The sequence below is a fragment of the Streptomyces yongxingensis genome (genome assembly GCF_055597465.1).
In genome coordinates, this window is the sequence record NZ_CM145717.1 from 4575163 (window position 1) to 4587618 (window position 12456).

The 12456-nt window shown below is 71.9% G+C and carries 14 protein-coding genes; 9 read left to right on the top strand and 5 right to left on the bottom strand.

Annotation, left to right across the window (positions count from 1 at the left end):
- Positions 1–3: 3 nt before the first annotated feature.
- The 6 genes from ACZ6TD_RS19295 to ACZ6TD_RS19320 are packed head-to-tail and all read left to right on the top strand — an operon-like array spanning position 4 to position 2834.
- Entirely contained in the window at positions 4–768 is a 765-nt protein-coding gene (locus ACZ6TD_RS19295) for a GvpL/GvpF family gas vesicle protein (protein WP_471355613.1), read from the top strand.
- Between the two features lies 1 nt (position 769).
- Positions 770–1033 carry a gas vesicle protein GvpG gene (locus ACZ6TD_RS19300; protein ID WP_471355615.1) on the top strand — a complete coding sequence of 88 codons (264 nt, stop codon included), beginning with the start codon at positions 770–772 and terminating at the stop codon, positions 1031–1033.
- Positions 1026–1409, top strand: a complete 384-nt coding sequence (locus ACZ6TD_RS19305) for a gas vesicle protein (protein ID WP_471355618.1) — start codon at positions 1026–1028, stop codon at positions 1407–1409. Before ACZ6TD_RS19300 ends, ACZ6TD_RS19305 begins: the two co-directional genes overlap by 8 nt.
- Positions 1406–2242 (top strand): GvpL/GvpF family gas vesicle protein, encoded by an 837-nt coding sequence (locus ACZ6TD_RS19310; RefSeq protein ID WP_471355620.1) that lies wholly within the window; start codon positions 1406–1408, stop codon positions 2240–2242. The genes ACZ6TD_RS19305 and ACZ6TD_RS19310 overlap by 4 nt, the downstream gene beginning before the upstream one ends.
- A 59-nt stretch (positions 2243–2301) precedes the next feature.
- Positions 2302–2535 carry a gas vesicle protein gene (locus ACZ6TD_RS19315; RefSeq protein ID WP_471357877.1) on the top strand — a complete coding sequence of 78 codons (234 nt, stop codon included), beginning with the start codon at positions 2302–2304 and terminating at the stop codon, positions 2533–2535.
- Positions 2511–2834: a gas vesicle protein K gene (locus ACZ6TD_RS19320; RefSeq protein WP_471355622.1), complete on the top strand. Its 324-nt coding sequence runs from the start codon at positions 2511–2513 to the stop codon at positions 2832–2834. The genes ACZ6TD_RS19315 and ACZ6TD_RS19320 overlap by 25 nt, the downstream gene beginning before the upstream one ends.
- 12 nt (positions 2835–2846) lie before the next feature.
- Here ACZ6TD_RS19320 and ACZ6TD_RS19325 read toward each other — a convergent pair whose 3' ends face one another.
- A complete protein-coding gene (locus ACZ6TD_RS19325; RefSeq protein WP_471355625.1) occupies positions 2847–3308 on the bottom strand; it encodes a MarR family winged helix-turn-helix transcriptional regulator in 462 nt (153 codons plus the stop codon).
- A gap of 98 nt (positions 3309–3406) precedes the next feature.
- Here ACZ6TD_RS19325 and ACZ6TD_RS19330 point away from each other — a divergent pair, with 98 nt between their 5' ends.
- Both ACZ6TD_RS19330 and ACZ6TD_RS19335 read left to right on the top strand, forming a co-directional pair.
- Positions 3407–3778, top strand: a complete 372-nt coding sequence (locus ACZ6TD_RS19330; RefSeq protein WP_471355627.1) for a VOC family protein — start codon at positions 3407–3409, stop codon at positions 3776–3778.
- A 2-nt stretch (positions 3779–3780) separates the two neighbouring features.
- Complete coding sequence (locus ACZ6TD_RS19335) at positions 3781–4743, top strand: DNA-3-methyladenine glycosylase family protein (RefSeq protein WP_471355629.1); 963 nt, start codon at positions 3781–3783, stop codon at positions 4741–4743.
- 62 nt (positions 4744–4805) lie between these two features.
- Here ACZ6TD_RS19335 and ACZ6TD_RS19340 read toward each other — a convergent pair whose 3' ends face one another.
- From ACZ6TD_RS19340 to ACZ6TD_RS19355, 4 genes are all read right to left on the bottom strand, one after another.
- Positions 4806–5204 (bottom strand): VOC family protein, encoded by a 399-nt coding sequence (locus tag ACZ6TD_RS19340; protein ID WP_471355632.1) that lies wholly within the window; start codon positions 5202–5204, stop codon positions 4806–4808.
- 73 nt (positions 5205–5277) lie between these two features.
- On the bottom strand, positions 5278–6264 hold the full coding sequence (locus ACZ6TD_RS19345; protein WP_471355634.1) for an aldo/keto reductase: 987 nt from the start codon (positions 6262–6264) through the stop codon (positions 5278–5280).
- 546 nt (positions 6265–6810) lie between these two features.
- On the bottom strand, positions 6811–9381 hold the full coding sequence (locus ACZ6TD_RS19350) for an ABC transporter permease (protein WP_471355637.1): 2571 nt from the start codon (positions 9379–9381) through the stop codon (positions 6811–6813).
- Positions 9378–10166, bottom strand: a complete 789-nt coding sequence (locus ACZ6TD_RS19355) for an ABC transporter ATP-binding protein (protein WP_471355639.1) — start codon at positions 10164–10166, stop codon at positions 9378–9380. Before ACZ6TD_RS19355 ends, ACZ6TD_RS19350 begins: the two co-directional genes overlap by 4 nt.
- Before the next feature lie 470 nt (positions 10167–10636).
- Here ACZ6TD_RS19355 and ACZ6TD_RS19360 point away from each other — a divergent pair, with 470 nt between their 5' ends.
- Entirely contained in the window at positions 10637–12199 is a 1563-nt protein-coding gene (locus ACZ6TD_RS19360; protein WP_471357880.1) for an MFS transporter, read from the top strand.
- Positions 12200–12456: the final 257 nt, after the last annotated feature.

Genomic DNA, 12456 nt, shown 5'->3' on the forward strand with positions numbered 1-12456 from the left:
TCCATGACCGCGCCCGCGCCGACACCCGCGTCCACGCCCACGCCCACGCCCCGGAGCGTGTACGTCTACGGCGTCGTCCGCGCCTCCCACACGGTGCCGCCCGGCCGCACCGGGGTGGGCGAACGGCCCGCCCCGGTCCGTACCCTGCGGGCCGGAGCGCTGGCCGCGGTGATCAGCGACGCTCCCGCCCGGCTGCGTGCCAAACGCCGCGACCTCCTCGCCCACCAGGACCTCGCCCTGACGCTGGGGCGGGACGGGCCGGTGCTGCCGATGCGCTTCGGGATGGTCGCCCCCGACGAGGAGTCGGTGCGGCGGCAATTGCTCTGCACACAGAACGACTGCCTGACCGCGCTGGAACGCGTCGACGGGCGGATCGAGATGAACCTCAAGGCGCTGCCCACCGAGGCCGACCTGGGCTCGCTGGTCCGGGAGGACCCCGAGGTGAGCCGGTTGCGCACCGCCGCGCGCCGGGCCCCGGGGTACGAGGCGAGCGTGCGGCTCGGCGAGGCCGTGGCACGCGGGCTGAAGCGCAGGGCGACGGCCGCCGCGTCCACGGTGCTCGGCGAGCTCTCGGCCGTGGCGGACGCCACGGTGCACGGCCCGGAGGTCGAGGGATGCGTGCTCAACGCCTCGTTCCTGCTGGACCTGCGCGAGCAACGGCGGTTCGAGGGCGCCGTGGAACGCCTCGCGGCCGCCCACCGCGACCGGGTCGAGCTGCGGCTCAACGGCCCGCTGCCCTGCTACAGCTTCACGGAAGGCCGGGCCTGAGATGGGCGTGCTGAGCCAGGTCGTCCTCTTCCCGCTGGCGCCGGTGCGCGGGGTGGTGTGGGTCGCGGAGCGCATGCGAGACATGGCGGAGGAGGAGATGTGCCATCCGTCGGTGTTGCGCGCCCGGCTCGCCGCGCTGAACGAGGCCCTGGAGTCGGGGGCGATCGGCCCGGAGGAGTTCGACCGGGAGGAGGACCGGCTGCTGGATCTGCTGGAGCGCTCGGGCGGCCCGCGAGGAAGGGCGAGGGTGCGGCGCCATGACTGAACGCGATCTGGTCCACCCCCCGTCCGTGACCGCCGAGCGGCACCCCTCCGACCTCGCCGAGATCCTGGAGCGGGTCCTGGACAAGGGCATCGTGATCGCCGGGGACATCAAGATCGACCTGCTGGACATCGAACTGCTCACCATCCGGCTGCGGTTGTTCATCTCCTCCGTGGACACCGCCCGTAAGGCCGGAATCGACTGGTGGGAAACCGATCCCGCGCTCTCGTCGCGCGCCGCGCGGGACGCCCTCGCCCAGGAGAACGCGGAACTGCGGGAGCGGCTCCACGCCCTGGAGTCACGGATCGGCGCGGAGGAGCTGAGCGCGTCGGAGGAGCTGAGCGCGGTCGGCGCGACGGAGGACCGGAGCCCCCGATGACCCCGCCCGCGAACCCCACCCCCGCCCCCACCCTCACCTACGCCTTCGCCGTCTGCCGAGGCGGCGGCCTCACCGCGTCGGCGGTGCCGTTGGCGGAACTCCCCGGGCTCGGCACCGGCGCCCCGGTCCGTACGCTGGCGGCAGGCCCGCTCACCGCCGTGGTCCAGGACGTGCCCGCGGCCGGGTACGACGAGGAGGCGCTGCGGCGCCGGCTGTCCGACGGCGCCGAGCTGGAGCGCTGCGCCCGCGCCCACCACGCGGTGATCACGGCGGCGTCGGCGCTCGCCCCGGCCGTCCCCCTGCCCCTGGCCACGGTCTATCTCGACGACGGCCGGGTCCGCGAGGCCCTGGGCGAGCGGGAGACGTCCTTCCTGACCGCCCTGGACCGGATCGCGGGCCGGGTCGAATGGGGCGTCAAGGTCTACGCCCCCACGGGACCGCCGCCCACCCCGGACACCGCCCCGGAAGCGGCCCCGGTGGCGGGAGCCGTCAGCGGCCGCGCCTATCTGGACCGCGTCCGCACCCGGCAGCGCGGCCGCGAGCAGCGCCGCACCCTGGCGCTGCGGGCCGCCGAGCGGGTGGACACCGCCGTCCGGGGCCTCGCCGTGGCCGCGCGCCGACTGCGCCCGCACGGCGTCGAGGTGACCGGGAAGCACCGCACCCATGTGCTGAACGCGGCCTACCTCCTCGACCTGGGCCGGGAGCGCGAACTGCGCGCCGCCCTCGCGTCGTTGCGCCGCGACGAGACGGACGTCCAGATCGAACTCTCCGGACCGTGGGCGCCCTACTCCTTCGCCGACGGAAGGCTCGCCGACGGCGGAGCGACCCCATGACCGGCCCCGCCCGGGAAACCACCCCGGCAAGAGCCCTGTGGGAAGCAACCCCCGCCGACATCGCCCGCGAAGAGGCCCCCGAATGGGGAACCACTCCCGCCGAGGCCCTGGGCCCGCTCGGCGTCCCCCTCGTGGACCTCCTCGACCGGGTGCTCGCCACCGGCGTCGTCATCAGCGGCGACCTGGTCATCGCCATCGCCGAGGTCCCCCTCGTCCGCCTCTCCCTGCACGCCCTCCTCTCCTCGGTCAACGAACGGGTGCCCGCCCCATGGACCGGCAGCGGCCCACTATGACCCCCTCGGCCCCGCTCCCCTCCGCCCCCTCCCGCGTGGACATCGACCGCGACGCGGTCGGCCGCGACCTGGTGGCCCTGGTGCTGACGGTCGTCGAACTGCTCCGCCAACTGATGGAACGCCAGGCCATCCGCCGCATCGACGCGGGCGGCCTCACCGAGGACCAGATCGAGCGCATCGGCACCACGCTGATGCTGCTCGACCAGCGCATGGCGGAGCTGTGCGACCAGCACGGCCTGACACCGGACGACCTCAACCTGGACCTCGGCCCGCTCGGCACCCTGCTCCCCCGCGACTGAGGCAGGGGCAGGTCAGCCGCCGAGGGCCTCCGCCATGCGGTCGAGGTCGGCGAGGAGGGCGGCCAGACGCCGCTGTGGGAGGGCGTCGACCATCGTCCGTTCGATGGCGTAGACGGCGGACCGGGCCGCGTCGAGCCGTTCGCGGCCGCGCTCGGTGAGGTGGGCGGGGAGCGCGCGGCCGTGGTCGGTGGTGGCGGGCCGGGAGATCAGATCCGCGTCCTGGAGCCCGCGGAGCACGACGTTCATGGACTGCCGGGTGACGAACGTGGAGCGGGCGAGCTCGGCGTTGGACAGGCCGGGCCGCTGGTCGAGGAGTTCGAGGCACGCGTACTGCGGCACCGTCAGCCCGTGCTCGCGCAGCGCCTTGTCCATGGCGCCGCGCAGCGCCGCGGCGGCGCGTTTGAGGCGGTAGCCCACATGCTCGGTGATGTCGTCGGCGGGGTGCGGCGGGGCCACGGGCGTCCGGTCTTCCATGTCAGGATTTTGACATAGGAGGCGGCCGTGCGTACAGTCCCGTCATGTCAAAGTCCTGACATCGAAAGCACTGGCTCACCAACAACCGGGGAGAACCCATGCCCGCCACCATCGACGGCCCCGACTTCATCGCCCTCCAGGTACGCGATGTCGAGGCGGCGGCCGCCTTCTGCGAAACCCACCTCGGCCTGCGGCGCGCACCGGCCTCGCCGCCCGGCGCGGTGGTGTTCACCACCGAGCCGATCCCGTTCGCCGTCCGCGAGCCGCTGCCGGGCGTGGAGCTCGACGACATCGCACGGCCCGGTCTCGGGGTGGCCCTGTGGTTCCGCACCACGGACGCCCAGGCGCTGCACGACCAGCTCGCCGCCGCCGGGGTGCCCATCCTCAGCCCGCCTCAGGACAGCCCCTTCGGCCGCACGTTCACCTTCATCGGCCCGGAGGGCTACGCCCTCACGGCGCACGGAGGCTGACCGTGACCGCCGTCGTCCTCACCCCGTCCGGCCCCTTCTCGCTCGCGGCGAGCCTGCGCTTCCTGGAGGGCTTCACCCCAGCGAGCTACCAGGGCGCGGCGGACGACGTGCTCCGCCTGGCCTTCCCCGCCGACGACGGCCACTCGACGGTGGCCGTCGCGGTGCGGCAGGAGGAGACGGCGGAGGGAGCAGCGGGCAGGGTCCGGGCCGAGTTCACCACGTATCCCGACACTCCGGCGGACCCCGGGTCCGCCGGGCCCGTATCCGCCGGACCCGGACCCGGCGAGGCCGCCCGGGCCCAGCTGGCCCGCATCCTCTCCCTCGACGTCGACGGAAGCGGGTTCCCCGAACTCGCCGCCGCCGACCCCGTGGTGGCCGGGCTCATGGCGGACTATCCGGGCCTTCGGCCGGTGTGCTTCCACTCGCCCTACGAAGCCGCCGCGTGGGCGGTCATCGGCCACCGCATCCGCATGACCCAGGCCGCCGCCATCAAGGCCCGCCTCGCCGAGCTGCACGGACGGCGCGTCCGGATCGAGGGCCGGATCCGGTACGCCTTCCCCACTCCACCGGCCCTGCTCGCGGTCACCCGCGCCCCCGGCCTGACCGAGGTGAAGATCGAGCGGCTGCACGCGGTGGCCGAAGCGGCCGACGCCGGTGAACTCGACGCCGCACGGCTGCGCTCGATGCCGGTGGACGACGCCCTCGCGGCGCTGCGCGGCCTCCCCGGCATCGGCCCGTTCTCCGCCGAACTCATCCTCATCCGGGGCGCCGGGCACCCCGACGTCTTCCCGCGTCACGAGCCGCGGCTGCACGCGGCCATGGCCGCCGCGTACGGCCTCGACCAGACCGCCTCGGGCGACATCCGCCGACTGGCCGACATCGCCGACCGCTGGCAGCCCTACCGCAGCTGGGTCGCGCTGCTGCTCCGTGCCCGCGCCGCGCGCATCAGCGGCCCTACGTCATAACCACGCCGAAGAGCCGGTCCGCCCCCGACCGCGGACCGGCTCTTCACCGGTGATCGATACGGTCAGCCGTTCTCGACGACCATCAGCACGTTGCCGTCCCCGTCCCGGAAGCTGAACATCGGCGGCACCGGGGCGCCCCAGCGCTGGACCTCCGGGTCGGTGTCGACGCCGCGCTCGCGCAGCGCCGCGTGGTCGGCGTCGATGTCCTCGGAGGTGAGGATGATGCCGGTGTCATAGCCCGGGCCCTGCCCGCCCTCGCGCGGCAGGACCAGCGCGATCCCGGTCGGGGCGCCCGCCGGGGCTACCTCGATCCAGCGGTGACCGTCCCCGAAGGGGATGTCCGCACGCTTCTCGAAGCCGAGCGTGCCCACATAGAACTCCAGCGCCCGGTCCTGATCGGCGACGGTGACGGCGACCCGGCCCACCTCGGTGAAACGGGCGCCTTTCGCGGTCTCGGTCATGGTGATCTCCCTTGGGGTGAGGCGTTCACCACCAAAGACCCCGGGCCGCCCCGAAACTCATCGGTCCGGAGGATCAGCGGTTGACGAAGGTGAGGCTCTTCTCGTCGTAGCGGGTGCCGGCGATCCGGTCGGCCGGGGCGGCGGCGTCGATCGCGGACAGCTCCTCGGGGGCCAGCTCGAGGGTGGCGGCGGCCAGGTTCTCCTCCAGGTACTTCTGGCGCCGGGTGCCCGGGATGGGGACCACGTCGTCGCCGCGGTGCTGCACCCAGGCGAGGGCGAGCTGGCCGGCGGTGACGCCCTTCGCGGCGGCCAGTTCGTTCAGCTTCTCCACGATGGCCAGGTTCTTCTCGAGGTTGCCGTCGGCGAACCGGGGCTGGGTGCGGCGTACGTCGCCCTCCGGCAGGCCGTCGGTCGAGGTGTAGCGGCCGGTGAGGAAGCCGCGGCCGAGCGGGGAGAAGGGGACGAGGCCGATGCCGAGCTCGCGGCAGACCGGGACGATCTCGTGCTCCAGGTCCCGCGTCCACAGCGACCATTCGCTCTGCAGGGCCGCGATGGGGTGCACCGCGTGGGCACGGCGGATGGTCTCCGCGCTCGCCTCGGACAGGCCGAGGTGGCGCACCTTGCCCGCCCGGACCAGCTCGGCCATGGCGCCGACGGTCTCCTCGATGGGGACGTCGGGGTCGACGCGGTGCTGGTAGTAGAGGTCGATGTGATCGACGCCGAGCCGCCGCAGCGAGGCGTCGCACGCCTGGCGCACGTACGCGGCGTCCCCCCGGATCGCGGTCGGCTCCCCCAGCCGGTTGGCGAACCCGAACTTGGTGGCCAGCACCGCCCGCTCCCGCCGCCCGGCCAGGGCCCGGCCGAGCAGCTCCTCGTTGTGCCCGGCCCCGTAGAAGTCGGAGGTGTCCAGCAGCGTGACGCCGAGGTCGAGGGCGCGGTGGAGGGTGGCGATCGACTGGGCGTCGTCCGAGGCGCCGTAGCCGTGGCTCATCCCCATGCAGCCCAGCCCCTGGGCCGCGACGGTCAGGGCGCCCAGGTGACGGGTGGGCAGTTCGGACATCGGGTACCTCCTTCGTGGTCGTGACGATCACGCTAGGAGTTGGAGCGCACTCGAAGTCAAACCACGGGGCCAGTAGCCGTGCGGCAGAGAATCGGCCATCAGCGACGAATACATTGACATTGCGCCGGAATTCTGCGGGCCCACCCGGGCGGCGGATTTGCCGTTCCGGAATACGCCGACGCCTCCTCACCCGAATCGCGCGGTCACAGCTCTAGTGAATTCCTCGAGTTCGTCCGGCTAGCTTTCTCGCTGAGGTGGAAAGTCGCATCTGTCTGTGGCACAACGCCGACGGCACCACCGACTCCGCGCAGATCACCGACCCGTGGGGCATCAACTGACCTGAGCGCCTCGCTCCGCGAACTCGGCCTCGATATGGCGGCCGGTGGTCGAATTCGCCTCGGTACGCAGGAAAAAACCGGGTGCACAGAAGAAAGGCGCACAGGAAAAAACCGGCCCGGTGCGCTCCCCCGTCGCACACCGGGCCGGTCGCCCTTCTGCCCCTCCCTCCTGGAGGGGCAGCGGGCCTCATTTCCCCCGTTGGCTCTGCTATTCCGTGGCGATCGCGTTCAGGACGTTCATCCGCGCCGCCCGGAAGGCCGGGACCAGGGCCGCGATCAGGCCCACGACGGCGGAGCCGATGAAGACCGTGATGATCGTCGGCCACGGGATCTCCAGGGTCTTCAGACCCTCGAGCGCCAGCAGCTTCTGGGCCGTGGTGCCCCAGCCCATGCCGAGCCCGAGGCCCAGCAGGGCGCCGAAGAGGGCGATGACCACGGACTCCAGGCGGATCATGCGGCGCATCTGGCGGCGGGAGACGCCGATGGCGCGCATCAGGCCGATCTCGCGGGTCCGCTCGACGACCGAGAGGGCCAGGGTGTTCACCACGCCGAGGACGGCGACGATGATCGCGAGTGCCAGCAGGCCGTAGACCAGGTTGAGCAGCTGACCAACCTGGTCCTTGACCTCCTGCTTGTAGTCGGTCTGGTCGCGCACCTTCACCGACGGGTAGTGGTGCAGCTGGGACTTGAGCGAGGCGTACGCCTGCTTCTCCTGGCCGTCCTTGGCCTGCGCCAGCATCATGACGTCCGCCGGGATCAGCTTGGCGGGGACGTAACGCTCGACGGTGGCGATGTTGGTGTACATCGCGCCCTTGTCGAGGCTGACGTCGTCCGAGGTGATGGCGGCGACGGTCAGCTTGGCCGTGCGGCCCTCCTTGAAGGCGACGGTAAGGGTGTCGCCCTTCTTCACCTTGTGGTCCTTGGCGAAGCCCTCCGGCACCGACATGGCGTCCTTGCCGTACGCGGCGGACAGGTCGCCCTCGACGACCGGGGTGCGCAGGTCCTGGGCGTACGTCGGGCTGGCGGCCGAGAGGTCCTCGGTGACCGTCTTGCCGTCGGGCAGGGTGAGCTTGGTGCCCTCGATGTCCTTGGCCTCGCTGATGTGCTTCAGCCCCTTGGCCCGGTGCACCGCGTCCGCGATCCCCTTGGTGATCGGCTGGCCGGTGTCGGACTGGACGATGAAGTCCGCGCCCACCGACTTGTCCAGCTCGTCGGTGGCCGAGGCGACCATCGAGGAGCCCACCACCGACAGACAGGCGACCAGCGCCAGGCCGATCATCAGGGCCGCGCCGGTGGCGCCGGTGCGGCGCGGGTTGCGCAGCGCGTTGCGCTCGGCCAGCCGGCCGACCGGGCCGAAGATCCGCAGCACGACGGTGGCCAGCACGCGGACCACCAGACCGGCCAGCAGCGGGCCGATGACGATGAAGCCGATGAGCGTCAGCACCACACCGAGGCCCAGGAACATCGAGCCGTCGACCGCCTTGTCCGCGTTCCCCGCGACCACCAGGGAGGCCGCGCCGCCCGCGGTGAGCAGGGTGCCGATCGCGCCGCGGATCCATCCGGCCTTGCTGTCCGCCGGGGTGCCCGCGTCGCGCAGGGCCGCCATCGGGGAGATCTTCCCGGCCCGGCGGGCGGGGATGTACGCCGCGATGACGGTGACCACGACGCCGATGCCGATGCCGACGATGGGCGTGGTGGCCTTCACCGTGAGCTGGTCGGTGCTCAGGTGGAGCCCCGCACTGCCCATGATCTTCATCAGGCCGACCGCGAGGCCGACGCCGCCGAGGACGCCGAGGATCGAGCCGACGACGCCGAGCAGCAGCGCCTCGATCAGCACCGACCGGTTGATCTGCTTCCGGCTGGAGCCGATGGCCCGCATCAGGCCGATCTCACGGGTGCGCTGGGCGACCAGCATCGAGAAGGTGTTGACGATCAGGAAGATGCCGACCAGGACCGCGATCCCGGCGAAGCCGAGCATCGCGTACTTCATCACGTCCAGGAACGAGCCGATGTCGTCCTCGGCCTCCTTGCTGGACTCGGCCTTCGTCTGCACCTTGACCCCGGTGCCGAGATCGGACACGACGTTCTTCTTCAGCTGGTCGTGGCTGACGCCCGCCTGGGCGGTGAGCGAGTAGCTGGAGTAGACCCCGGGGGCGCCGAGCAGCTTGCGCTGCGCGGTGTCGGTGTCCATGTAGATCAGCGTGGCGCCGGGGTTGGTCACCTGGAACGTGGCAATGCCGACGATCTTCGCGCGGAACTCGCCCGGAATGGCGATGATCCGCACCTCGTCGCCCAGCTTCAGCTTCTTGTTCTTGGCGGTGTCGGCGTCGACCATCACCTGGGTCGGGCCGCGCGGGGCGTGGCCGGAGGTGATCTTGACCGAGCGCTTCTCGGTCGGGTCCCAGTTGGTGCCGACGGTCGGGGCGCCGGTGTCCGAGCCGATGCTGTTGTCGTTACGGTCGGCGGCGGTGACCGACTGGCTGGTGGCGTCGCCCATCACGGACTTGACGCCGTCCACCTGCTTCAGCCGCGCCAGCTCCGAGCCGGGCAGGGTACGGATCCGGCCCTGCCGGGTGTCCTTGTCGCTGACGCCCTTGGGACTGACCGTGACATCGGAGGCCGTGCTCGCGAAGAGCTTGTCGAACGTGGCGTTGGTGGTGTCGGTGAAGACGAGCGTGCCGCAGACGAAGGCCACCGACAGCAGCACGGCGATCGCGGACAGCGCCATCCGCCCCTTGTGGGCGACGAAGTTGCGCAGTGAGGTCTTGAGGACGGTCATGACACCCGTCCCCGCGCGTCGAAATGCTTCATGCGCTCCAGGACCAGGTCGGCCGTCGGGTTGTGCATCTCGTCGACGATCCGGCCGTCGGCCAGGTACAGCACCCGGTTGGCGTAGGAGGCGGCGACCGGGTCATGGGTGACCATCACGATGGTCTGGCCCAGCTCGTCCACCGACCGCTTGAGGAAGCCCAGCACCTCGGCACCGGCCCGCGAGTCCAGGTTTCCGGTCGGCTCGTCACCGAAGATGATCTCGGGGCGGGCGGCGAGGGCGCGGGCCACGGCCACGCGCTGCTGCTGACCGCCGGAGAGCTGGTTCGGACGGTGCTTGAGCCGGCCGGCCAGACCCACGGTCTCCACCACGCGGTCCATCCAGGCCCGGTCGGGCTTGCGGCCCGCGATGTCCATCGGCAGCGTGATGTTCTCGATCGCGCTGAGCGTCGGCAGCAGGTTGAACGCCTGGAAGATGAAGCCGATCCGGTCCCGGCGCAGCCTGGTGAGCTTCTTGTCCTTCAGCTTGGTGATCTCGGTCTCGTCGATGAAGATCTGCCCGGAGCTGACGGTGTCCAGACCGGCCAGGCAGTGCATCAGGGTCGACTTGCCGGAGCCGGACGGGCCCATGATCGCGGTGAACTGCCCCCGCGCGATGTCCACGTCCACATGGTCCAGCGCGACCACCCGGGTCTCCCCGGAGCCGTACGCCTTGACCACCTGACGTGCGCGGGCGGCGACGGCCGTATGTCCTCCGCTGCCCCCGGTCCTGGGAATCGATACAGCCGTTGTCACGGTCTTTCTCCTTCGGTGTCCGATCGGCGATCTCTGTTCCCCGATCGCCGCAATAAGACTGCCGCGATCCGGGAACCTCCGCGATGGGGAATGACTCCCTCTCAGCGGTAGGGCTAGCCCCACCCCCTCGGTCGCGCAGCCCGTAGCAACCATATGAAGTGGGGACGACAGGCTCCTCATCCGCCCGGACGAACCGGGAGTAGGAGTACAGGGTGGGCATCCCCTAGGGGAGTGAGTCCTGGGTCTGACCCCGGGCTCGGGGTCGATGCCGCACCCTCCCGCCACGTCGGGCTCAAACCGGGCCGCCTGGACAGCCCGGATGCGTTCTTCCGCCAGCCTGCCCCGGCATGGAATCGTGGGTCGTACAAGAATCGTGCGCACGCGAGTCCGTCGTACGAACATCAGGGACACGTGCCGGCGCGGACCGGCGGAGGGAGCGCGCCACCGTGGGCGGCACCGCACGACGGCCGATGGACGCGGACCCCAGTCCCCCCGCACCCCAGCTCCACTCCGAGACCCCCGCCCCCAGCGGCCGCCGCCCCGTCGTCGCCGCCCTGATGCTCGGCATGTCGCTGGCCGCGCTGGACTCGACCATCATCTCCACCGCCGTCCCGCAGATCGTCGGCGACCTCGGCGGCTTCTCCGTCTTCTCCTGGCTCTTCTCCGGCTATCTGCTCGCCGTCACGGTCTCCCTGCCGCTGTACGGAAAGCTCTCCGACACCTTCGGCCGCAAGCCCATCCTGCTCGCGGGCGTCGTGTTCTTCGTCATCGGCTCGCTGCTGTGCGCGGGCGCCTGGAACATGGCCTCCCTCATCGCCTTCCGGGTCGTCCAGGGGCTGGGCGGCGGGGCGCTCCAGGGCACCATCCAGGTCGTCGCCGCCGACCTCTATCCGCTCAAGGAACGCCCGAAGATCCAGGCCCGGCTCTCCTCGGTGTGGGCGCTCTCCTCCGTGGCGGGCCCCGCGATCGGCGGAATGCTGGCCGGATACGCCGACTGGCGCTGGATCTTCCTCATCAATCTGCCGGTCGGCGCCCTGGCGTTCACCCTGATCACCCGCCATCTGCACGAACCGCGACGGCACCGGGAGAGCCGCCCCCGGGTCGACTGGGCCGGGGCGCTCGGCGTGTTCCTCAGCGGCGGACTGCTGCTGACCGCCCTCGTCCAGGGCGGGGTGGCCTGGAGCTGGCTGTCCGCGCCCTCGCTCACGATGCTCGGCGGCGCCGCGGTGTGCGCCGCGGCCACCGTATGGATCGAACGGCGCGCCGCCGAACCGATCATCCCTGGGTGGGTCTGGCGCCGCCGCACCATCTCGGCGGTCAACGTCGCCTTCGCCGCGCTCGGTCTGCTCATGATCGCCCCGACCGTCTTCCTGCCCACCTACGCCCAGTCGGTGCTGGGGCTCGGACCGATACCGGCCGGATTCGTGCTGTCCACGATGACGCTGAGCTGGCCGATCGCGGCCGCGCTCAGCAGCCGCGTCTACAACCGCGTCGGCTTCCGGCGCTGCGCCATCACCGGCATGACGGCCGCCACGCTGATCCTGGCCGCCTTCCCGCTCCTCCCCTATCCGGGCGCCGCCTGGCAGCCCGCGCTGATCATGCTGCTGCTCGGGGGCGCGCTCGGGCTGTTCCAACTGCCGCTGATCATCGGGGTGCAGTCGTCCGTCGAATGGGCCGAGCGCGGCACCGCCACCGCCTCGATCCTCTTCTGCCGCCAGGTCGGCCAGAGCGTCGGGGCGGCTCTCTTCGGCGCCGTCGCCAACGCGACGCTGGCCTCCCGGCTCACCGAGGCCCCCGCCGCGATCCGGCCGGGGCTGCCCGACGACCTCGACTCGGTCTCGCGCGCCCTGGAGCACCCCCGTGCCCTCACCGACCAGGCGGCCGACTACCTGCGGCGGGCCGTGGACACCGCCGTCGACCACGTCTACCTGGGCTCGGCCACGGCCGCGCTGCTGGCCCTGCTGGCCCTGGTGTTCCTCGCCCCGCGCCGCTTCCCGGTCCGTCCGGAGGCGGAGGCGGACGCGGAAGCCTGAACGGCGGCCGGAGACGCCGGCGGCCGCCCGGTGCGGGGGCCGGACGCGGCTTGTCGGGGGTACGTGGGCCCGACGCGGCTCGTCGGGGATACGTGGGCCCGACGCGGCTCGTCGGCACGTAGGCCCGTTGGCGGTCCGCCGGTGCCTGCGGGGTGTCCGGCGGACCACGCGGCGGAGCCGCATATCGATGCTGAGGGACGGGGCGAAGCCCCCGTCCGGGGCGTGGCGCGGAGCCCCGTCCGGGGCGTGGCGCGGAG